The 21500-nt window shown below is 69.5% G+C and carries 16 protein-coding genes; 10 read left to right on the top strand and 6 right to left on the bottom strand.

The genetic code is table 11. The features are described from left to right. Positions 1–29 precede the first annotated feature (29 nt). Entirely contained in the window at positions 30–1811 is a 1782-nt protein-coding gene (locus ACSQ18_RS12700) for a glycoside hydrolase family 2 protein (protein WP_436037780.1), read from the bottom strand. Next, complete coding sequence (locus ACSQ18_RS12695; RefSeq protein ID WP_436037779.1) at positions 1808–2782, bottom strand: LacI family DNA-binding transcriptional regulator; 975 nt, start codon at positions 2780–2782, stop codon at positions 1808–1810. The genes ACSQ18_RS12700 and ACSQ18_RS12695 overlap by 4 nt, the downstream gene beginning before the upstream one ends. A 179-nt stretch (positions 2783–2961) precedes the next feature. Here ACSQ18_RS12695 and ACSQ18_RS12690 point away from each other — a divergent pair, with 179 nt between their 5' ends. The 4 genes from ACSQ18_RS12690 (at position 2962) to ACSQ18_RS12675 (ending at position 7448) form a co-directional block, all read left to right on the top strand. Continuing rightward, positions 2962–4290 (top strand): ABC transporter substrate-binding protein, encoded by a 1329-nt coding sequence (locus tag ACSQ18_RS12690; protein ID WP_436037777.1) that lies wholly within the window; start codon positions 2962–2964, stop codon positions 4288–4290. Positions 4291–4382: 92 nt separating this feature from the next. Continuing rightward, positions 4383–5327 carry a carbohydrate ABC transporter permease gene (locus tag ACSQ18_RS12685; RefSeq protein ID WP_436037776.1) on the top strand — a complete coding sequence of 315 codons (945 nt, stop codon included), beginning with the start codon at positions 4383–4385 and terminating at the stop codon, positions 5325–5327. After that, the gene (locus ACSQ18_RS12680) at positions 5327–6208 is read left to right on the top strand and encodes a carbohydrate ABC transporter permease (protein WP_436037775.1); all 882 of its coding nucleotides are present in this window, start codon (positions 5327–5329) and stop codon (positions 6206–6208) included. Before ACSQ18_RS12685 ends, ACSQ18_RS12680 begins: the two co-directional genes overlap by 1 nt. Positions 6209–6236: 28 nt before the next feature. Next, positions 6237–7448 (top strand): family 1 glycosylhydrolase, encoded by a 1212-nt coding sequence (locus ACSQ18_RS12675; protein ID WP_436037774.1) that lies wholly within the window; start codon positions 6237–6239, stop codon positions 7446–7448. 30 nt (positions 7449–7478) lie between these two features. On the opposite strand, the gene ACSQ18_RS12670 is transcribed toward ACSQ18_RS12675, so the two are convergent. Genes ACSQ18_RS12670 through ACSQ18_RS12655 form a run of 4 tightly spaced genes read right to left on the bottom strand, consistent with a single transcriptional unit; the run spans position 7479 to position 12772 of the window. After that, positions 7479–9617: a glycoside hydrolase family 2 protein gene (locus tag ACSQ18_RS12670; protein ID WP_436037773.1), complete on the bottom strand. Its 2139-nt coding sequence runs from the start codon at positions 9615–9617 to the stop codon at positions 7479–7481. A 6-nt stretch (positions 9618–9623) separates the two neighbouring features. Beyond that, positions 9624–10490, bottom strand: coding sequence for a carbohydrate ABC transporter permease (locus ACSQ18_RS12665; RefSeq protein ID WP_436037771.1), 867 nt, complete (start codon positions 10488–10490; stop codon positions 9624–9626). A gap of 3 nt (positions 10491–10493) precedes the next feature. Beyond that, a complete protein-coding gene (locus tag ACSQ18_RS12660; protein ID WP_436037770.1) occupies positions 10494–11411 on the bottom strand; it encodes a carbohydrate ABC transporter permease in 918 nt (305 codons plus the stop codon). Next, on the bottom strand, positions 11408–12772 hold the full coding sequence (locus ACSQ18_RS12655) for an ABC transporter substrate-binding protein (RefSeq protein ID WP_436037768.1): 1365 nt from the start codon (positions 12770–12772) through the stop codon (positions 11408–11410). The genes ACSQ18_RS12660 and ACSQ18_RS12655 overlap by 4 nt, the downstream gene beginning before the upstream one ends. 77 nt (positions 12773–12849) lie before the next feature. On the opposite strand from ACSQ18_RS12655, the gene ACSQ18_RS12650 reads away from it, so the two are divergent. The 6 genes from ACSQ18_RS12650 to ACSQ18_RS12625 all read left to right on the top strand — a co-directional run bounded on the left by ACSQ18_RS12650 (position 12850) and on the right by ACSQ18_RS12625 (position 21446). Continuing rightward, positions 12850–13863 carry a LacI family DNA-binding transcriptional regulator gene (locus ACSQ18_RS12650; protein WP_436037767.1) on the top strand — a complete coding sequence of 338 codons (1014 nt, stop codon included), beginning with the start codon at positions 12850–12852 and terminating at the stop codon, positions 13861–13863. A gap of 64 nt (positions 13864–13927) precedes the next feature. Next, positions 13928–14119: a hypothetical protein gene (locus ACSQ18_RS12645; protein ID WP_144806237.1), complete on the top strand. Its 192-nt coding sequence runs from the start codon at positions 13928–13930 to the stop codon at positions 14117–14119. Positions 14120–14421: 302 nt separating this feature from the next. Next, the gene (locus tag ACSQ18_RS12640; protein ID WP_436037765.1) at positions 14422–17307 is read left to right on the top strand and encodes a glycoside hydrolase family 3 N-terminal domain-containing protein; all 2886 of its coding nucleotides are present in this window, start codon (positions 14422–14424) and stop codon (positions 17305–17307) included. A 55-nt stretch (positions 17308–17362) separates the two neighbouring features. Then, complete coding sequence (locus ACSQ18_RS12635) at positions 17363–19801, top strand: glycoside hydrolase family 3 C-terminal domain-containing protein (RefSeq protein WP_436037764.1); 2439 nt, start codon at positions 17363–17365, stop codon at positions 19799–19801. Next, the gene (locus tag ACSQ18_RS12630; RefSeq protein WP_436037763.1) at positions 19801–20427 is read left to right on the top strand and encodes a hypothetical protein; all 627 of its coding nucleotides are present in this window, start codon (positions 19801–19803) and stop codon (positions 20425–20427) included. The genes ACSQ18_RS12635 and ACSQ18_RS12630 overlap by 1 nt, the downstream gene beginning before the upstream one ends. Next, positions 20424–21446 (top strand): glycosyltransferase family 2 protein, encoded by a 1023-nt coding sequence (locus ACSQ18_RS12625; protein WP_436037761.1) that lies wholly within the window; start codon positions 20424–20426, stop codon positions 21444–21446. Before ACSQ18_RS12630 ends, ACSQ18_RS12625 begins: the two co-directional genes overlap by 4 nt. Positions 21447–21500 lie beyond the last annotated feature (54 nt).

The raw sequence follows: 21500 nt of genomic DNA, 5'->3' as shown, positions 1-21500 counted from the left end.
CTGACGTCGCCTGGGTAGCCGCGGCCGGGCTATTGGCCGAGCACGGCCGCGCGGATCGCGGCGATCGGCACCTTCGGCGACCGGTCGTCGTACAGCAGGCCGTTGGTCTCCTGCCCGGTGTCGGTGAGCTGGGTGTAGCAGAAGCCGCTGAGCGGTACCGCGGACTCCGCGGCGGCGATGAGGGCGCACACCCGATCACCGAACTCCTCGGGGGTGTCGGCCGTGGAGTAGCCCCAGTCGGTGCCGTTCGCGGGCCGCAGGCTGACGCCGCCGAACTCGGTCAGCATGATGGGCTTGACGCCGGTGTCGCCGTCGACGGAGATGCGGCGCCCTGCCGGCCCGAACCCGGCGATCATGGCGTCGAGGGAGGCGGTGTCGCCGTAGCGCGAGGCGAGCACCTCGGGGTGGGCCTCGTAGTCGTGGATCGTCCAGATGTCGGAACGGGTGTGCTCCCAGCCGTCGTTGGAGATGACCGGTCGCGAGCCGTCGAGCGCCCGCGTGATGTCGGCCACCGAGCGGCTGAGCGCCCGCTGGCGCGGATCGTGCGCGATGTGCTGCACGCCCCAGCTCTCGTTGAGGGGAACCCACACGATGACGCTCGGGTGCGACGTGTCGCGCGCGACGAGACTCGTCCATTCGGAGACGAGGTTGGTCACGGCCCGACGGTCGAACGCGTAGGCGCTGGCGGTCTCGGCCCACACCATGAGGCCCAGGCGGTCGGCCCAGTAGAGGAAGCGGGGGTCCTCCGCCTTCTGGTGCACCCGCGCGGTGTTGAAGCCGAGCTCGCGGATGAGCTCGACCTCCCGGCGGAGCGCGTCCGCGCCGGGCGCGGCCAGGTGCGACTCGGGCCAGTAGTTCTGGGCGAGCACGGCCCGGAGCTTGGTCGGCCGGTCGTTGAGGAGGAACGCGGTCCCGTCGGTGCCGACGCTGCGCATGCCGAGGTAGCTCGCGACGGCATCGCCGCCGCGCGGCGACTCGAGCCGTATGACGGCGTCGATCAGCCGCGGGTGCTCGGGGCTCCAGAGGAGCTCCTCGTGCTGCTGCCCGTTCGTCTGGCGCGGCAGCGTGAGTCGCACTGTCTCGAACCGCGACAGGACCTTCGTGCGGGCCTGGGCGAGGACCTCGCCATCGTGGTGCAACTCGACGTACAGCCAGGCGTCCTCGTCGACGGGGCCGGACAGCTCGACGTCGACGCTCACGCCGGCGGCGGGGATGTCCGAGGCCCAGGCGAGCGCGGTGACCGCCGTGCGCGGCACGGCCTCCAGCCACACGGGCTGCCAGATGCCGGTCGTGCGGTGGTACCAGATGGCGTGGGGCTGGTCGCGCCAGTCCTGCTTGCCGCGCAGGATCGACACGTCCTCGGGGTCGTCGATCGCGTGGACGACGATCTCGTCGGTGCCGTCGGCGCGGAGCACGCCAGTGATGTCGGCGGTGAACGGCGACTGTCCACCGCGGTGGGTGGCGACGACGACGCCGTTGACCCAGACGGTCGCCTCCCAGTCGACGGCTCCGAAGTGCAACAGCATCCGGCCGCCCGGCTCGCCGGCGGCGTCCAGCTCGGCGGCGGTGATCCCGCGGCGGTACCAGACCGAGTGCAGCATGCCGGGCTCCTCGAGCCCGGAGGCGGCCGACTCCGGCGGGAAGGGCACCAGGATCGTGCGGTCGAAGGCGACGTCGGTCGGCTGCGCGCCGGGGGCGCCGAGCGCGAAGTCCCACGTCCCGGTGAGATCCGCCCAGTCCCCCCTCATCAGCTGGGGCCGTGGATACGTCCCGTCCTGCGTCGATGCGACGGGAAGCGGCGTGGCGCTCACGTGTGTCCTCCTGTGCTCGCCCGGTCGGCGATCGTGAACGGGATCGGCGGCGACCCTGCCGTCGACGGGGTGATCAGCAGATCGATCGCGGCGCGCGCGAGGGCGCGCGTGTCGGGGGCGACCGAGCTGAGGGCGGGGGTGCTGTAGCTGGCCTCGTCGATGTCGTCGAAGCCGATCACGGCGACCTGCTCCGGCACGCTCACGCCGCGCGCGCCCAGCACGTGCAGGGTGCCGAGGGCGAGCAGATCGTTGAAGGCGAAGATCGCATCGAACTCGACGCCGGTGTCGAGGAGGTGCGCCGCGGCGGCGGCGCCGTCGGCGCGGTGGTATCCGTCCACCACACCCACGAGGGCGGGGTCGAACGGGATGCCGGCCGCCTCGAGCGCGGCTCGATAGCCCGACAGGCGGAGCACGGACGTCTCGTTGGGTCCGTCCTGCTGCATACCGATCGCGGCGATCCGCCGGCGTCCCCGCGAGAGCAGGTGCTCGACCGCGGCGCGGGCGGCCGCGGTGTTGTCGACCGCCACGTGCGGCAGTGAGGTCTCGCCGATGTGCTCGCCGAGGAGGATCAGGGGCGTCGTGTCTTCGCGGTGCTCGAGGTCGGCGGCCGTCAGCGCGAGCGGGCTCAGGATGAGTCCGTCCATGAGAGGCAGATCGATGCCGTGGGCGATGCGCTCCTCGGCATCCTTCCGTCCGTCGGTCTGGTTGATGAGAACGGTGATCGACCGCTCCTGCGCGGCGCGCACGAGGTCCGAGGCGAGTTCGGCGAAGTACGGCTGGCTGAGGTCGGGGAGGGCGACGGCGACCATGCCGGTGCGTCCGCTGCGCAGGTTGCGTGCGGCGACGTTGGGCCGATAGCCGAGGTCGACGATGGCGGCCTGGACGCGAGCCTTGAGCTCGTCGGTGACCCACCCGGTGCCGTTGACCACGTTGGAGACCGTCTTGGCCGAGACGCCTACGCGCTCGGCCACGTCCTTCAGGGTCGTCCTGCCCACTCGGTCCACCTCCCTCGATGCGTTCGTGCGACTCACAGTGTCACACCCGGGATCATCATTCAACGATTACCGAAAGGGTCTTGTTCAACGATTACCGATTCAGGTATAACAGATTGCACCCCGCACGTTCAACGTTGAACTAGAAAGGAAGATCGATGGAGACACAGCACTCACCGCGACGCCGCCTCACCCGCGGCATCCGCCTCGCCACCGCCGGCGCCGGCATCCTGGCACTCGCCCTCACCGGCTGCGCAGGACAGGGCACCTCGGGCGACGGCGACAACGGCGACGGGGGCGACGGCAAGATCACGCTCACGTTCTGGAACGGCTTCACCGGGCCCGACGGTCCCGCGCTCGAGAAGGTGATCGAGGACTTCAACGCGTCGCAGGACGGCGTCGAGGTGAAGGCCGAGATCATGCCCTGGGACACGCTCTACCAGAAGGTGCTGACCGCGGTCGCCGGCAACGACGGCCCCGACATCATCGCCATGTCGGCCGCGCGGATGCCGCAGTTCGCCAAGCAGGGCATGTTCCTCCCCGTCGACGACTACTACGAGGATGCGGCGAACGACTCCGGCGCGCTCGCCGAGGCCGCCATCAACGCGTCCGTGTTCGACGGCGTGAACTATGGGGTCCCCGTCAACTACACGCCGATGATGATGTATTACAACAAGGACCTCTTCGAGGCGGCCGGTCTCGACCCCGAGGCCCCGCCCACGACGTGGGACGAGTTCGCGGCGATGGTGCCCAAGCTCACCGTCGACGAGAACGGCGACGGCAAGCCCGAGCAGTACGCCACGGCTCTCGGCGACCACGAGACGGTCCCGGTGTTCCCGGCGCTGCTGTGGGGCACCGGCGGGGGAGTCGTCTCCGACGACGGCACGACCTCGATGCTCGGCGACGACGCGAGCCTCGACGCCCTGAACTTCTGGGTCGACCTCGTGAAGAACCAGAAGGCCTCGCCGATCGGCCTGTCGGGCGCGGATGCCGACAAGCTCTTCCTCACCGGCAAGGCGGCGACCGAGATCGTCGGCCCGTGGATGACGACCGGCTTCGAGGACGCGGGGCTGAACTTCGGCATCGCTCCTCCGCCCGCCGGCCCCACGAGCGACGCGGTGCTCGCCGACGTCGTCTCGATGGGACTGCCCGCCGGAACGGACGACGCGACGAAGGCGGCCGCCTACGAGTTCTTCGCCTATTGGAACTCCGCCGAGGGCCAGACCACCTGGGCCGACGGCTCGGGCTTCCCGCCGAACCGGGCCGATGTCGCCGACAAGGTGACCGCCAGCCCCTACCCGGCGATCTTCGGGGATGCCGCTGTCGCCAGCCGTGCGAAGATCCTGCTGGCGGGGGTCGCTGCCGGCGGCACCATCACCGAGACGATCTTCTGGCCGTCGCTGCAGAAGGCGCTCAACGGCGACGGGACGGTCGACACGATCTTCCCCGCCGCCTCCGAGCAGGTCCAGGCAGAACTCGACAAGTGAGCCCGCGTGCGGGCCGGGCGGCGACGCTCCGGCCCGCACGTCCGGCCCGCCCCTCCGGCCGCACGCCCGGCCGCAGCCCTAGGAGATCCCCGATGACGGTCACCGATCTGGCCCCGTCCGCCACATCCGCCGCCATGTCGGCACCCCGCCGCCGCGGTCGCGGCCCGGCATCCCGCCGGCAGCTCACCGCGTGGCTGTTCCTCACCCCCGCGCTCGTCGTGCTCGTGGCGTTCACGCTCTACCCGATGGCGCAGGCGGTGTACCTGTCGCTCACGAACTACAACCTCATCTCGGCCGCCGAGTGGATCGGGCTCGACAACTACGTCGAGCTGGCCGGCGACCCCGCGTTCTGGAACGCCTTCTGGAACACCGTGCTGTACGCCGTCGTCGTGGCCCCGGTCACGGTCGTCCTGGCACTCGTGTTCGCGGTCATGCTCAACCAGGCGTTCTTCGGGCGCACCTTCGTGCGGACCGCCATCTTCCTGCCCTTCATCGTCTCGCTCGGCATCATCGCCATCGCCTGGTCGTTCCTCCTCGACCCGAACATCGGCCTCCTCTCCTACTGGTTCGGACAGCTCGGCATCGTCACCGAGCAGGGCTGGCTGAGCGACCCGCGGTTCGCCATGCCGGCGGTCATGATGGTCGGGGTCTGGAAGTTCGTCGGCTTCTACATGGTGATCTACCTGGCTGGGCTCCAGTCGATCCCTGCCGAGCTCTACGAGGCGGCGAAGATCGACGGCACCACCGCCTGGCAGCGCTTCCGCAACGTCACCCTTCCGCTGCTGTCCAACCAGACCCTGCTCGTCTCGGTGCTCGCCCTCATCGCCACCCTCCAGGCCTTCGATCAGATCTACGTGATGACCCGCGGCGGCCCCTACTTCAAGACGGAGACGCTCGTCATGCTCATCTACCGCGAGGGGTTCCAGGAGCTCCGGTTCGGGTACGCCTCGGCGATCTCGTTCGTCCTGCTGCTGTTCGTCTTCGCCCTCTCGATGATCCAGTACGGCTGGCTCCGGCGCCGGGCGGTGACGTACTGATGACCGCCACCCTCGACCGTCCCGTCGCCCGCGACCTCGGCGCCCTCGACCGCCGCCGCCTCACGCTCTACCGGGCGTCGACGTGGGCGCTCGCGATCATCGCGATCCTCATCGCGCTCCTCATGCTGCTGCCGATCGTCTGGCTCGTCTTCACGGCCTTCAAGCCCGAATCGGACATCGTCACATACCCGCCGACCCTGTGGCCGCGCGAGTTCACGCTCCAGCACTTCGTCGACGTGTGGGAGCGCATCCCGTTCGCGCAGCTGTACGTCAACACGATCGTCTTCGCCGGGGGCGTGACGCTCATCTCGCTCCTGCTCGACTCGATGGCCGCCTATGCGCTCGCTCGGCTGCCGTTCCGCGGGCGCGGTGTCGTGATGGTGCTGATCCTCATTCTGCTGATGCTGCCGTTCCAGGTGACGCTCATCCCGCTCTACGACATGCTCAACGGGATGGGGCTCACCAACACCCTCCCGGGCCTCATCATCCCGAGGATGACGAACGCCTTCGGCATCTTCTTCCTGACGCAGTTCTTCCTGTCGCTGCCGCGCGACCTCGAGGAGGCGGCGCGGGTCGACGGCGCATCCGAATGGCGCATCTACCGACAGATCGTGATGCCGCTCGCCAAGCCCGCCCTCCTGACGCTCGGTCTCTTCCATTTCCAGTACAACTGGAACGACCTGCTGTGGCCCCTCGTCATGTCCTCGAGCCTCGAGTCATCGACGCTGCCCGCGGGCCTCGCCCTCTTCATGGGCCAGCACGTCGTGGAGTACGGACTCCTGATGGCCGGATCGCTCCTGGCGCTTCTGCCGGTCGTCGTCTTCTTCCTCCTCATCCAGCGCAGCTTCGTCGCCGGCATCGCCACGACCGGGCTCAAGTAACGCGCTCGTCCGCGCACGAAAGGAATCCATGGACCGCTGGTACGACGACGGCCGCCTCCGCTACGGCACCGGCATCGAAGACACCTTCATCCCCCAGACCAGGCCCGGCCACCGCCGGCTCGACGAGTACGAGCTCACGCAGCACTACACGCACTGGCGGGAGGACCTCGACCTTGTGGCCGAGTCCGGTGCCGAGTTCGTCCGCTGGGGGGTGCCCTGGTATCTCGTCGAACCCGAGCCGGGCGTCTTCGACTGGTCGTGGACCGATCAGGTCGCCGAGCACATGGCGGCCCGCGGCATCCGATGCATCGTCGACCTCATGCACTACGGCACGCCCACCTGGCTCGACAACGCGTTCCTCAACACGCAGTACCCCGAGCGCGTCGCCTCGTACGGCCGCGCGGTCGCCGAGCGGTACCGCGGAGTGTGGACCGACTTCACGCCGCTGAACGAGCCCATCGTCAACGCGGAATGGTGCGGTGAGATGGGCAACTGGCCGCCGTACCTGACGGGCATCGACGGGTTCCTCACGGTCACCAAGGCCCTGGCGCGCGGGATGGTGCGCACCCAGCAGGAGATCGCCGAGGCCAACCCGGATGCCGTCTTCGTCCACGTCGACGCCGGCTTCCGCTACGAGGGCGAGACGACGCCCCTGCCGCGGGAGATCCTGGACGAACGCCGGTTCCTCGCGCTCGACCTCATCACCGGGCGGGTCGACGCCGATCACCCGCTGCGGTCGTGGCTCGGGGCGCACGGCTATACCGACGACGATCTCGCCTGGTTCGCGGCGAACGCCGTCACCCCCGACGTGCTCGGCGTCAACTACTACCCGGCCTTCACGACGATCCGGATGGATGCCGACGGCGTGAAGTCGCCGGTCGTCGCCGGCACGGCCGGACTCCGCGACCTCGTCGAGCTCTACAGCTCCCGCTACGCGCTCCCCATCGTCATCACCGAGACCTCGCTCGTCGGCACCCCCGACGAGAAGATCGCGTGGCTGCGCGAGTCCGAGGCCGAGGTCGAGACGCTGCGCGCCGAGGGCATCCCCGTCGTCGGATACACCTGGTTCCCGTTCCTCGACCTCGTCGACTGGCTGTACCGCTTCGACGACAAGCCCGTCGACCACTGGATGCTCGACTTCGGACTGGTCACCCTCGTCCGCGGGGGCGACCAGCAGCTCGCCCGACGGAAGAACGCAGCGTTCGACGTCTTCCAGGAGATCGCGCGCCGCCACCGCTGAGCGGTGACGGCGACCCTCGCACGCAGCCGGTCAGTCCTCCGGCACGCCCGGCTGCGTGTGCCCGACGAACTCGCCGGGGCGTGCGCCGCGACGGTTCACGGTCTCCACCGGAGCCGCGTCGAGGTAGGCGCGCGCCCGGACGGCACCAGCGGCGTCCACGAACCACAGGCCGTAGCGCCCCGCTGTGGGGTGCGCCGGCACGGCGATCCGGGCGGACTCCGACAGTCGGAAGGGCGAGGCCGTCAGCGGAGCCGACGCGACGACCGTGCCCGTCTCGGGCGCGGGCGGCACCGCGGGAACCGGGGCGTTCGCGGCAAGCCACGCACCGACGACCGTTCCGCTCACGGCATCCGCGTCATGGTGCGACACGTGCACCGCGACGGTCATCTCGTGCTCGGGCGGGGCGATGTCGGCACCCGCCGCGCGCGGGATGAGATCGATGACGATCACCGTCGGCGCGTTGACGTCACGCGGATCGAGACCCGCGCCGTCCTTGCGTCGACGGTCGGTCGTGAGGAGCCCGGCGGCCTCGTGCTCGACGTCGGCGAACTCGGTGTAGACGTAGCCGGCGTAGCGGTCGTGACGGCGCAGCTCCTGCGTCTCCCACCGAAGGTGCCAGGCGCGCTCGAGGCTCGTGAAGCCCTCGCCGTACTCGCTGTTGATGAGCGGGATGCCGGTGCGCGGCACGTCGTCGGAGCCGTACAGCGACTTGTCGACGATGAAGTCCGGCCCGAGACGCACGGGGAAGGACTCCTGCGCACCGTCCGCCAGCGCACCCACCGCCCGCGCCCACTCGCCGAGGTCGGGCTCGTAGTAGTGCCAGTCGAGGAGATCGGTCTTCACGTGCGACCACCCGGAGTTCTCCACGATCGGCCGGGAGTCGTCGAGTGCGCGGAGCCGGTCGTAGGCGGCGCGGGCCGCCTCCGCGCGAGCGGGGCTCCCCGGGATGTCCCAGTCGAGACCCCACTCCTCGTTGTAGAGGCCCCAGATCACGATGCTCGGGTGGTTCCCGTCGCGCTCGACCATGCCCTCCAGCTGCGCCTCGAACGCGGCCGCGGATGCAGGGGAGTAGCGGCTCGGGCACGCGGGCTCGGCCCAGACGAGCATCCCTCGGCGGTCCGCTTCGGCCAGCCACAGCGGCTCCTCGAACTTGAGGTGCTTGCGCACGAGGTTGTAGCCGAGGTCGGCCGCCCAGGCCACGTCGCGGAGGAGGTCGTCGGCGGTGGGGGCGGTGAGGCCCGTCTCCGGCCAGTAGCCCTGGTCGAGCACGCCGCGGACGTAGATCCGCTCGCCGTTCAGGTAAAGCTCCTCGCCCCGCGTCTCGATGCGGCGGAGCCCGCCGGTGACGGTGACGAGGTCGTCGCCCGTGCGCACGCGGAGGTGATACAGGTGGGGATCGGCGGGAGACCACAGCCGCGGTGCGCTCACCGGCATCCGTCCCTCGGCGACGCCATCGGCGCCGGCGACGAGCCGGAGCCGCTCGGCTGGGCCCGTCTCGTCGCCGGGGCTGTCGAGCTCGATCTCGATCTCCGCGCCCGACGGTCGGTCACCGGCGAGGACGACCCGCACGTCGAAGCCGTCGAGGCTGTCGCCGCGCACCGTCACCGACTGCGCGAACGTGCGTCCGCGCGCCTCGAGCCACACGCTCTGCCAGATGCCCGACGTGGGGGTGAACGAGACGCCGTCGTAGTCGTCGCGCGGGATCGAGCGCTGCTTGCCGTGGGGGATGTCACGCTTGTCGGCGGGGGCGTGGACGGCGACCGAGACCTCGCCCGGTTCCTCCGTGCTGCCGACCGCATCGGTGATGTCGAACTCGAAGTACTCGTATCCGCCGCGGTGCTCGCCGACGCGGATGCCGTTCACCTCGACGACGGCGTGGTGGTGGACGGCGCCGAAGCAGAGCACGATCCGCGCCCCGCGCCACTCGGCCGGGACGTCGAGGTCCCGGCGGTACGTCGCGCGCTCCAGCCAGGTGCGTTCGACGCCCGAGGCCGCCGTCTCCCAGGCGAAGGGGACGGTGATGCGCGCGGGGGCGCCCTCGGCCTCGAACCGCCACTCGCCGTTGAGGGTCAGCCAGCGCTCGGAGCGGTCGCGGTCGGGCCGCGGGTACTCCGCCCGGGGAACCGTCGGCGTGGCGGTGCGCGTCGCGTCGGGGATGGTCGTCGTCATGTGTGGTCAGCCCTTCACGCTGCCGGCGAGGATGCCGTTGATGAAATGCCGCTGCAGAGCCATGAAGAGGATGAGCAGCGGGATGAGTGCGACGGAGCTCGCCGCGAGGAGTTCTGCGGTCACGGTCGCGTAATCGGCGCCGACCCGGTTGCCGCTGATCGTCGAGGCGAGCCCCGACAGCACGACCTGGATGGTGGCCATCTGCTCGGTGTTCGCAACGATCACCGGCCAGACGAAGTCGTTGTAGATGTTCATGATCGTCAGCACGGCGAGCCCGGCGAGACCCGGACGGATCACCGGCAGGACGATGCGCAGGAAGATGCCGAACTCGGAGCAGCCGTCGACGCGCGCGGCATCCACGAGTTCGTCGGGAACCGCCGAGATCACCTGCCGCATCCAGAAGATCGCGAACGCGTCGATCGCGCCGGGGAGGATGAGCGCCTGATACGTGTTGATCCACCCGAACGCCTTCATCTGCAACAGCAGCGGGATGATCAGCACGATCGTCGGGAGCATCAGGGTGATCAGCACCGCGCCGAAGATGACGTTCTTCCCCCGGAAGTCGTACTTCGCGAACGCGAACCCGGCCAGCGGCGCGAAGAACATCGTGATGCCGCCCTTGAACAGCAGCACGATGGCCGTGTTCATGAACCCCGTGCCGAGCGGGACGTCGTGGAAAACCCGCACGAAGTTCTCGACGGTGAACGTCGACGGGTCGAACAGGAGCGGGTAACGGATGATGTCGGCCGGCTGCTTGAACGACGAGAGGACCGCCCACACGACGGGTCCCAGGAAGCCGAGGAGGAGCAGCACGAGGAAGAGGTGCGAGACGCCGTTGCGGAGACGGTCGGGACGCGTGATCGAGGTGGCCATGACTCAGTCCTTCGCTCGCAGCAGGCGGACGAAGCCGAGCGAGAGGGCGAGGACCAGGATGACGAGGAGGAACGAGTTCGCCGCGCCGGTGCCGAGGTCCGCCCGGGTGATGTGGTTGTAGAGGTAGTAGCCGGCCGTCGTCGTCGAGGAGTACGGACCGCCCTGCGTCATCACGTACGGCTCGGCGAACATCTGGAAGACCGCGAGGGTCTGCAGGACGACGCAGAACATGATCGTGCGCCGCAGGAGCGGCACCGTGATGCTCCAGAGCTGCCGCGGGCGGCTCGCGCCGTCGATCGCGGCGGCCTCGTAGATCGAACCGTCGATCGACTGCAGACCGGACAGCAGGATGATCACGATGAACCCGGTCGTCTTCCAGAGGAAGAGGAGCGCGAGGGTGGGCTTGGCCCACACGGTCGTCGTCAGCCAGCCCACCTCCGGGAGCCCGAAGAGGCCGAGCACCGCGTTCACGGCGCCGTAGCCCTGGTCGAACAGCACGATCCAGATCTGCGCGATCGCGACGAGCGGGGTGACGAAGGGCACGATGTACGCGATCCGGTACATCCCGCGGAACTTCAGGGTGGCGGAGTTCAGGAGCACCGAGATGACCACGCCCACGACGAGCTGGATCGGCACGATGAGCAGCCACAGCACCGCCGAGTTGCCGATCGACGACCAGAACTGCGGGCTCGTGAGCAGGTACGTGTAGTTGCCGAGACCGACCCACTCCGCCGCCCCCGATCCGCGCCAGTTCGTGAAGCTGAGGCGGAGCGTGTAGATCAGGGGGTACACGCTGAACGCGAGGAAGATCGCGATGAACGGCAGCACGAAGACGTACGGGGCTGTGAGCCTCCGGACGCGTGCGCCGGACAGGCGTCGCCTGCGCAGCGGGGTGGCGGAGCGGGTGGTCACAGCGGTCACTGCCGGTCGATGAGGTTCGTCTGGATCTGCTCGGTGGACTGCGAGATCACCTCGGCGGGGTCGAGGTCGCCGTCCAGCATCCGCTGCAGGTCGTTGCCGAGGTAGTCCACGGCGCCGCCCCACCAGGTGGGGATGGGTCCGGCGGCGGGGATCTCCGCACCGGCCGACGTCGCGACCTCCCACAGGTCCTGGCCGCCGAGCGCCTCGACCTCGCCGAAGAGCGGGCTCGAGGGGTCGGCCGCGGGCAGGTAGCTCGGGATCGAGGTGTTCAGACCGTTCGGGTAGACGTCGTTCGGACCCCACACGGCGGAGTAGCCGGCCTCGTCGAACATCAGGAACTCGTAGAACAGCCACGCCAGGTCGGAGTTCTCGCCGTCCTTCGGCAGGACGAACGACGAGCCGCCCATCGCGCCGCTGCGCGCGCCGCCGGCATCCCACGCGGGCAGCTCCATCGCGCGCCAGTCGCCGCTCGTCTCGGGGAGGAGCTGCTGCGGCGCGAAGCTGAACCAGATCGCCCACGGGTAGAACACCTGGTTGCCGTTCTCCAGCTCGCCGATGTCGGTCGGGCTGAGGTACTCGGCGCGGGTGCCGAGCCCCTCGTCGTTCACGGTGTCGAGGAACTTTAGAATCCGCTCGTACTCCGGGCTGTCGAGGCGGAGCTCGCCCGCCTCGTCGCCGAGCGAGGTGCCCAGCTGGTTCGCGTACATCTCCAGCTGGAGCTGGGCGAGGAACGGCGCCTGCTCGAGGTGGATCGGCCGTGCGCTCGGCACGGCCTCCTGGTAGGCGCGCGCGGCATCCAGCAGGTCGTCGTAGGTCTCGATCTGCGTCGCGTCCACTCCCGCCTTCGTCAGCGCCGCCTCGTTGTAGTAGAGCAGGCCCGGGTCGAGGTCGAACGGGATGCCGTAGATGCCGTCCGCCGCGGTGTTCACCGCGAGCTTCTGCGGCGCGATGTCCGCTGAGTACGGCTCGAGCACGTCAGAGAGGTCCCACAGGAAATCGGTGAAGCTCGACACCCGCGCGTCGTCGAGGAACACACCGTCGGGCACGTCGGTGCCGGTGATGAGGGTGTTCTGGAGCTTCGCGTCGATGTCGACCGCGACGTGGTTCACCGTGATGTCGGGATACTTCTCGTTGAACTTCGCGATCGTGTTCTCGAAGACGGTGAACAGGTCACCCTCTCGGTCCCAGATCGTGATCTCGCCCGACGGGCTCTCCTCGGTGGGAGCCTGCAGGACGTTCGGGTCCGATGATTCGGCGGGCGCCGAGATGTCGGGACCGCAGGCGGTCAGGGCCACGGTGGCCAGGACCGCTGCTGCGCCGGCCGCTGCCGTGCGCACCGTTGCTGTGCGGGTGAGGTGCATCTCACACTCCTTCGTGTTTGCCAACGATGCAAACACTAGCCTGACGTTTGCACACGTTGCAAGCATAGAATGTGGGCATGCCTGCCACGCTCCGCGACGTCGCCGACCGCGCCGGGGTGTCCGTGCGCACGGTCTCGAATGTCGTGAGCGGCTACACCCACGTCAGCGAGCAGATGCGCGAGCGCGTCATGCGCGTGATCGAGGAGCTCGACTACCGCGCGAACCCGGTGGCCCGGACCCTCCGCACCGGCCGGACCGGTGCCCTCGCCCTGGTCGTTCCCGAGATCGACGTTCCCTACTTCAGCGAACTCGCGCGCGATGTGATCGACGCCGCCGCCGTCCAGGGGTACCGCGTCATGATCGATCAGACCGGCAACGACCACCAGCGCGAGCGCGAGCTGCTCCTCGGCGAGGACCGCACGATGCTCTTCGACGGCATGCTCTTCAGCCCGCTCGTCACCTCGTCCGAGCTGCTCGAGATGAAGCACTCCCGCAGCGGCGTGCCCCTCGTCCTCCTCGGCGAGCACGAGTTCGACGGCCGATTCGACCACGTCGCGATCGACAACGTCGCCGCCGCCCGCGAGGCCGTCGCGCACCTCATCGCGACGGGCCGCCGCCGCATCGCCGCGATCGGCGCCCAGCCTGAGGAGGAGTACGCCACGCCCCGCCAGAGGACCGCCGGTTACGAGGCGGCGCTCACCGAGGCCGGCCTCCCTGTCGATTCCGCGTGGATGCTCCCCGCCCCCCATTACAGCCGCGCCGACGGCTACCGCGCCGCGATGGAGCTGTGCGAGCGGCCGACGAAGCCCGACGCCATCTTCTGCTTCTCCGACCTGCTCGCCGTCGGCGCGGTTCGAGCGATCTTCGACGCCGGCCTCAGCGTGCCCGAGGACATCGCCGTCATCGGCATCGACGACATCGAGGAAGGACGTTACGCCCGCCCCTCGCTCAGCACGGTCTCCCTCGACACGCCGTTCATCGCCCGTGAGGCGATCGGCCGCCTCCTCGCCCGGATCGACGACCCGGAGGAAGCCGCGCAGAGGATCGTCGCCCCCCACCGACTGGTCGTGCGCGAGAGCACCTCAGCCTGAGCGGAGCTTCGCAAGGAGCCTCGCGCTCCTTTCGTCCACGCCGGCGGTGTGGAAGGATCGCGCCATGACCTCCGAATCAGCGAACAAGCGCCCCACCTTCTGGACCCGCGTGCGCCACGCCATCTTCGGAAAGCCGCTCACCCACGAGCAGATGCGGGGGATGACATCCTCCGAGGTGTCCGCGCAGCGCGTCGACCCCGCCGCGCGTGCCAGCCAGACGTCGCACACGAACTCCGGCTACATGGGCGGGTTCTGAGCGGTACTCCAAGGAGGAGTCGCCGAGAAGGCCGGCCAGGAGTCATCCCGCCGTGGGAGGCGAGGCCGGTGCTCTTGCGCGCCCTCCTGTGTTCGCCGATGAGCCCGAGCGCTGCCAGCATCTCGCGCCCGACGACAGATCAGCCGCGCAAATCGACAGGTTGCGCATCCGCGCCGAAGAGGTGAGGACAGAAGGATTCAAATGGATGCGAAGGGCGGCGTCGTGCCCGCCTTCCGCCTCCAGAGTGGGAGGCGTTGCACACAGAGGAGACAGCAGTGAGTTCTCACGCGGCTAAGGCGCCGATGTCGAATAAGAAGTTCCTGGCGATCTGGATCCCGATCGTGGCGGTCGTGGCCATTCTGGCCGTCGGCGTCAACGTCGGGATCGGGATGTTCCGAGGGGCGATCGAGTCCTACATGGGCACCGGCACCTACACGGTGAACAAGGCGGAGGGGACGGCCGACCTCGACACCGACTACTACACGGCCGATTACTCGACGGTCGACGACGCGAAGGCTGCGTCGTCGAAGCTCGTGGAGCAGATCGCCGACGAGGGCATGACCCTCGTGAAGAACAACGGCACCCTGCCGATCGCCGTCGGAGCCGTCACGCTCCTCGGGCGCGGCGCCGCCGACCCCGTCTACGGAGGCTCCGGCTCGGGCACGGCCGACACCCGCACCGCGGTCAACATCCGTCAGGGGATCGAGGCTGCCGGCTTCACCGTCAACGACACCGTGTACCAGCAGCTGGCCGACTTCGCCGCGGCGAACCCCGCTGCCGAAGGCGGACGCACCAACATCGTCATGGACGACCCGGCGAAGTCGAACTACAACATCGGCGAGATGCCGGTGGCCGACTACTCGCAGGCTTCGCTCGACAGCTTCGCCGACTTCTCCGACGCGGCCGTGATCGTCGTCGGCCGCGGCGGCGGTGAGGGCGGCGACCTCGCCACCAACATGGAGAAGTGGGACGAGAACGCCGAGCCGGGTCAGCACCAGCTCGAGCTCAACAAGGACGAGAAGGACCTCCTCGCCCTCGCGAAGGCGAACTTCGACACCGTGATCGTCGTCGTGAACGCCTCGACGTCGATGGAGCTCGGCATCCTCGAGGACGACGCCGACGTCGACGGCATCCTGCTCGCCGGCTCGCCCGGCGCCGCCGGCTTCAGCGCACTCGGACGCATCCTCTCGGGCGACGTGAACCCGTCGGGTAAGACGGTCGACATCTTCTCGGCCGACTTCACCGCCGACCCGACGTTCGTCAATGTCGGCGACTTCGCCTACTCCAACATCGAGGGCGGCTACTTCGTCGACTACGAAGAGGGCATCTACTCGGGTTACCGGTACTACGAGACGGCTGCCGAGGAGGGCTTCATCGACTACGACGAGGCCGTCGTGTACCCCTTCGGCTACGGCCTGAGCTACACCGACTTCTCGTGGTCGCTGGCCGGCCAGGAGCTCGGCGGCGTCGACGGCGACATCTCGGTCGACGTCGAGGTCACCAACACGGGCGACGTCGCCGGCAAGGACGTCGTGCAGGTCTACTACACGGCTCCCTACACCGACGGCGGCATCGAGAAGGCGCACGTCGTGCTCGCCGACTTCGCCAAGACCGGTCTGCTGGAGCCGGGCGCGTCCGAGACGGTGACCCTCACCTTCGCGGTCGAGGACATGGCCTCCTACGACAGCACGGGCGACGGCGCCTACGTCCTCGAAGAGGGCGACTACGCCATCAAGGTGCAGACCGACTCGCACACCCTCGCCGACGGCATCGACCCGATCGCCTACTCGGTGGGCTCGACGGTCACCTACACCGACGGCCGCGCCAGCGACGCCGTGCCCGCCACCAACCGGTTCGCCGACGTGACTGCGGAGTTCACCGACGGGGCGCGCACCGCGTTCTCCCGCGCCGACTTCGCCGGCACTTTCCCGACCGCCCCGACCGGTGACGACCTCGCCGCCAGCGACGCGACCGTCGCCTCGTACGAGACGTACGACGCCGCGGCGGCGGCGGAGGCCTCGGATGCCGAGGAGCCGACGTGGGGTGCCGACAACGGCCTCTCGCTCATCGACCTCCGCGGTCTCGCGTGGGACCACCCGGCGTGGGAGCAGCTGCTCGACGAGCTCGACAAGGACGAGGTGCTCGCGCTCCTCACCTCCGGCGCGTACAACACGGCCGCCCTGGAGGACATCGGCAAGATCCGCACGGACGACCTGGACGGCCCGGCCGGCTTCAGCTCGTTCATCAACCCCGACCTGTGGACCGGCACCGCCTTCCCGTCGGAGTACCTCATCGCCCAGACCTGGAGCACCGAGCTCGCCCACGACATGGGCGTCGCGATCGGCAACGAGGCGCTGACGATGGGCTCCAACGGCTGGTACGCGCCGGCGGTGAACCTCCACCGGTCGCCGTTCGCGGGCCGCAACTTCGAGTACTACTCGGAAGACCCGCTGCTGTCCGGCACGCTCGGCACGTCGGTCGTCGACGGCGCGCTCACCAAGGGCGTCTACAGCTTCACGAAGCACTTCGCGATGAACGACCAGGAGACCAACCGTGTCAACGGCAAGGGCCTGTCGACGTGGGCGACCGAGCAGACGATCCGCGAGCTCTACCTCAAGCCGTTCGAGCTGATCGTGAAGGATGCCAGTGGCGAGCTGACGTACTTCGACTCCGAGGGCGAGGCGCAGACGGCCGAGATCGGCAGCACCGCCGTCATGAGCTCGTTCAACCGGATCGGGGCGACCTGGGCCGGCGGATCGGCCGCGCTCATGCACGACGTCCTGCGTGAGGAGTGGGGCTTCCGCGGCATGGTGATCACGGACTTCAACCTCTACGACTACATGTATCCCGACCAGGCGTGGGCAGCGCAGGGCACGGACCACATGCTCACGTTCGAGAACTTCAAGACCGTCGAGGATGCCGACAGCGCTTTCGCGCAGCAGAACCTGCGTTTCGCGATCCACAACATCCTGTACACGGTCGCGAACTCGAACGCGGTCAACGGCATCGCACCGGGGGCGTCGTTGACGTACAACCCGGCCGGGTGGGAGATCGGCGTGCAGATCCTCACGATCGCGCTGTGGGTACTGGTCGCCGCCGGCGCCGCGTGGATCGTGGTGCGCGTGCTGCGTCACCGCCGCCGTGCGGAGAGCGCGCCCGTGGTCGTCGACGGCGAGTCGGCGGTCTGAGGACAGCCTGCGAGCGGGTGGCCGGGGCGACCCGGCCACCCGCGAAGGAAGTGACATGACTGACATCGAGACGCTCGTCTCCGAGCTCACCCTCCTCGAGAAGGCCGCCCTGCTGAGCGGCGACAACACCTGGCAGACCCGGCCGATCCCGCGCGTGGACCTGCCCGCGGTGTGGATGTCGGACGGGCCTCACGGCATCCGCAAGCAGCTCGGCTCGGCCGACCACCTGGGCATCGCCGGCTCCGAGAAGGCGACGTGCTTCCCCACGGCGGCGACCGTCGCCTCGAGCTGGGACGAGTCGCTCGCCGGCGAGATCGGCGCGGCGCTCGGCCGCGAGGCGTCGGCCCAGGGCGTGCACGTGCTGCTCGGTCCCGGCCTCAACATCAAGCGCAGCCCCCTCGGCGGCCGCAACTTCGAGTACTTCTCCGAAGACCCGGAGCTCGCGGGTCGCCTCGCGGCGGCGTACGTGCGAGGCATCCAGTCGGAGGGCGTCGCGGCGACGCCGAAGCACTTCGCCGTCAACAGCCAGGAACTGCGCCGCATGGTCAGCGACTCTGTCGTCGACGAGCGGACCCTCCGCGAGATCTACCTGACCGCCTTCGAGATCGTGGTCCGCGAGGCGCAGCCGTGGGCGATCATGTCGGCCTACAACCTCATCAACGGCGCCTACGCGCACGAGAACCCGCACCTGCTGCGCGACATCCTGCGCGATGAGTGGGGCTTCGACGGCGCCGTGATCAGTGACTGGGGCGGCGGGAACGACGCGGTCGCCGCGGTCGCTGCGGGCGGCACCGTCGAGATGCCCTCGCCCGGGTTCGATTCGGCGCGCGCGATCGTCGCGGCCGTCGAGGCGGGCGAGCTGTCCGAAGCCGACGTCGACGCCCGGGTGGCCGAGGTCGTCGCGCTCGTCCGCCGCGTGACGGCCCGCGCCGAGGCGGCGGTCGTCGACCTCGACGCCCACCACGCCCTGGCTCGCCGGGCCGCCGCGGAGTCCGCCGTGCTGCTCAAGAACGACGACGCACTGCTGCCGCTCGCGGCGGGCACGAGCGTCGCGCTCGTCGGCGACTTCGTCCGCCGCCCGCGCTACCAGGGCGCGGGATCTTCACTCGTGAACCCGACGCGCCTGTCGACGCTCGCCGAGAGCGCGATCGCCTCGCCACTGGACGTCGTCGGGGTCGCCGACGGGTTCCGCCGCGACGGCGCCCCCGACACCCGGCTCCTCACGGAGGCCGTCGGCCTGGCATCCCGTGCCGACGTCGTCGTGCTCGCGCTCGGGCTCCCCGAGATCGCCGAATCGGAGGGGCTCGACCGCTCGTCGCTCGCCCTTCCCGCCGCGCAGCTCGAGGTGCTGCGGGCCGTCCGCGCCGTCAACCGCCGCACCGTGGTGGTGCTCGCCGCGGGCGGCGTCGTGGAGACCCCGTGGCTCGAGGATGCCGCGGCCCTCGTGCACGCCCACCTCGGCGGGCAGGCGGGTGCCGAGGCGCTCGTCGACGTGCTGACGGGTGCGGTCGATCCCGGCGGACGTCTGGCCGAGACGATGCCGGTCGCCCTGTCGGACACGGCGACCGCCGCCCGCTTCCCGAGCACGCGCCGCACCGCCGAGTATCGCGAGGGCCCCTTCGTCGGCTACCGCTACACCGAGACGGCCGGCGTGCCGGTGGCGTTCCCCTTCGGCTTCGGCCTGAGCTACACCTCGTTCGCGCTGTCCGATGCCGAGATCACCGCGGAGGGCGTCACCGTGACGCTCACCAATACGGGCGCCCGCGCGGGCAGCGATGTCGTGCAGGTCTACGTCGGGCGCGTCGGCGACAGCCGCGTACCCCGCCCCGGCGCCGAGCTCGCGACGTTCGCGAAGGTGCACCTGGATGCCGGAGCCTCCGCGCGCGTGCACCTGCCGTTCGGAGAGCGCGCCTTCCGCTACTTCGACGTGCCGACCGACACCTGGCAGGTCGAGAGCGGTCGCTACCGCGTCACCGTCGGCCGTCACGTGCAGGACCGGGCCCTCGCCGCCGAGCTCGACATCGCGGGCACCGTCGCGGCGGGAACACTCGATCCGGTGCTCGCGCCCTACCGCGACGCGCGGCTGTCGGAGGTCACGGATGCCGTGTTCGCCCGGCTCCTCGGACGCCCCGAGCCGCCGTCGGACTGGCCGGCCGGCCCCCTCGGCATCAACGACCCCATGGACCGTCTCGCCGGTGCGCGCAGCGCCCTCGCGCGCGGCGCGTTCGGCATCCTGGATCGACGCCGACGGGCCGCTGAAGCCAAGGGCACGCCCGACCTCAACATCCTCTTCCTCTTCAACGGGCCGTTCCGCGTCATCTCGAAGATGAGCGGCGGCCTGGCCACCCGGCGCCTCACCGACGCCCTCCTCACCCTCGTGAACGGTCAGACGTTCCGGGGGATCGGGCGGGTCGTCGCGGCGTTCTTCGGCGGGCGGCGGGCGGAGAAGCAGACTCGCGAGGCGTTCCGCGTCGCCTCGGAACGGAGCAACTGATGTTCACCGCGATCACGACCTGGTGGGCCCGATTCCAGGAGAAGCACCCCGAGCTGTCGAAGTTCGGGATGTTCCTCCTCCTCTCCAACGGCGTCACGGTGCTGCAGCTGGCGCTCATGCCGCTCGCCCGCTGGTACTTCGACAGCGCGACGGGGCTCACCGACGTCGGCTTCCAGGTGCTTCCCGTCGGCACGAACATCGACGGCAGCACGTACTACATGTTCGACTACGCGGCCGGTGCGCTGCCCGAAGGCGGCGGGGGACTGTCGTACTTCCTCGCCGTGCAGCTCACCCTGCTCATCGCGCAGGTGATCAACTTCTTCCTGCAGCGCAACATCACCTTCAAGTCGAACACGTCGCCCTGGGTCGCCGCCGGCTGGTACGCGGCCGCCTACGTCGTCATCACGTTCCTCGCCGCCGCGGCGCAGGGCTTCTACAAGGCGCCGATCTACGATCTCCTCATGAACATCTGGGGCTGGGGGGCGACCGGCCAGGTCGTCGCCGACGTCGTCACGATGATCATCAACTCGGCGATCTCGTTCTGGGTGTTCTACCCGATCTTCAAGCTCATCTTCCGCCAGCAGCCGGTGAAGACGGAGGCGGAGAGCGGGGCGGTCGCCCCGTGACACTGCTCACCGTCGTCGTCCCCGCCTTCAACGCGCAGGACTACCTCCACCGCGCCCTCGACCCGCTCCGCGACGCGGACGGCGTCGAGGTCGTGGTGGTCGACGACGGGTCGACGGATGCCACGGCGGCGATCGCCGATGCCTACGCGGCGGGCATGCCCGAGCGGTATCGCGTCATCCACCAGCGCAATGCCGGTCACGGCGGCGCGATCAACGCGGGCGTCGCCGCGGCGCGGGGTACCTACCTAAAGGTGCTCGACGCTGACGACTGGCTCGACGCCGAGGCCCTGGGGCGCGTACTCGACCACCTCGCCGAGCTCGAACGCGAAGGTGGCGTGGACGCGCTCTTCACCGACTACGTCCACGAGCGGCTCGGGAAGTCGACGAAAGCGATGCGCTTCGGCTCGGTGTTCCCCGCCGGCCGGATCTTCGCGTGGGGAGAGGTGGAGCGGTTCGCGCGTCGGCAGGTGCTGATGATGCACGCGATCGTGTACCGCACCGAGGTGCTCCGCGCGTGCGGTCTGCGCCTGCCCGAGCACACGTTCTACGTCGACAACCTGTTCGTCGTGACGCCGCTCGTCCACGTCCGGCGCATGGCGTACCTGCCCGTCGAGCTGTACCGCTACTTCATCGGCCGCGTCGACCAGTCCGTCAACGCCTCGGTCATGGTGCGACGGGCCGATCAGCACCTGCGCGTGAACCGGCTCGCGCTGGCCGCCCTGCCGGGGCCGGATGCCGTGGCATCCGGTCACGTGCCGCCGGAGCTCTACGCGACCCTCGTGCACTACCTCGAGGCGGTGTGCGCCGTGACGTCGGCCACGCTCGCCCGCGGCGGCACCCCCGAGCACCTCGCCGCTCGCGACGAGTTCTGGCGCGACGTTCGTGCCGAGAGCCCGTGGCTGTACACGCGCATGCGGCGCTCGCTCATGGGCGCCAGCGCCAATCTCCCGGGTCAGGCGGGCCGCCGGGTCACCTCGCTCGCCTACCATGTTGCTCGGCGCGTCGTCGGTTTCAGCTGACCCGCCGCCGCTCGCGGCTTCCGATCCGAGCGGCATCCCCCCCGATCCTCGAAG

Source organism: Microbacterium sp. LjRoot45 (assembly GCF_964253325.1).
In the GTDB taxonomy this organism is placed as follows: Bacteria; Actinomycetota; Actinomycetes; order Actinomycetales; family Microbacteriaceae; genus Microbacterium.
The sequence above is the reverse complement of the archived record's forward strand: the minus strand, read 5'-3'. Positions and strand labels throughout refer to the sequence as shown.

Excerpts from the sequence above, each read along its gene's own strand:
- ACSQ18_RS12690 (WP_436037777.1), top strand. The coding sequence starts at position 2,962 with ATGGAGACACAGCACTCACCGCGACGCCGCCTCACCCGCGGCATCCGC.
- ACSQ18_RS12685 (WP_436037776.1), top strand. The coding sequence starts at position 4,383 with ATGACGGTCACCGATCTGGCCCCGTCCGCCACATCCGCCGCCATGTCG.
- ACSQ18_RS12680 (WP_436037775.1), top strand. The coding sequence starts at position 5,327 with ATGACCGCCACCCTCGACCGTCCCGTCGCCCGCGACCTCGGCGCCCTC.
- ACSQ18_RS12675 (WP_436037774.1), top strand. The coding sequence starts at position 6,237 with ATGGACCGCTGGTACGACGACGGCCGCCTCCGCTACGGCACCGGCATC.
- ACSQ18_RS12670 (WP_436037773.1), bottom strand. The coding sequence starts at position 9,617 with ATGACGACGACCATCCCCGACGCGACGCGCACCGCCACGCCGACGGTT.
- ACSQ18_RS12665 (WP_436037771.1), bottom strand. The coding sequence starts at position 10,490 with ATGGCCACCTCGATCACGCGTCCCGACCGTCTCCGCAACGGCGTCTCG.
- ACSQ18_RS12655 (WP_436037768.1), bottom strand. The coding sequence starts at position 12,772 with ATGCACCTCACCCGCACAGCAACGGTGCGCACGGCAGCGGCCGGCGCA.
- ACSQ18_RS12650 (WP_436037767.1), top strand. The coding sequence starts at position 12,850 with ATGCCTGCCACGCTCCGCGACGTCGCCGACCGCGCCGGGGTGTCCGTG.
- ACSQ18_RS12645 (WP_144806237.1), top strand. The coding sequence starts at position 13,928 with ATGACCTCCGAATCAGCGAACAAGCGCCCCACCTTCTGGACCCGCGTG.
- ACSQ18_RS12640 (WP_436037765.1), top strand. The coding sequence starts at position 14,422 with ATGTCGAATAAGAAGTTCCTGGCGATCTGGATCCCGATCGTGGCGGTC.
- ACSQ18_RS12635 (WP_436037764.1), top strand. The coding sequence starts at position 17,363 with ATGACTGACATCGAGACGCTCGTCTCCGAGCTCACCCTCCTCGAGAAG.
- ACSQ18_RS12630 (WP_436037763.1), top strand. The coding sequence starts at position 19,801 with ATGTTCACCGCGATCACGACCTGGTGGGCCCGATTCCAGGAGAAGCAC.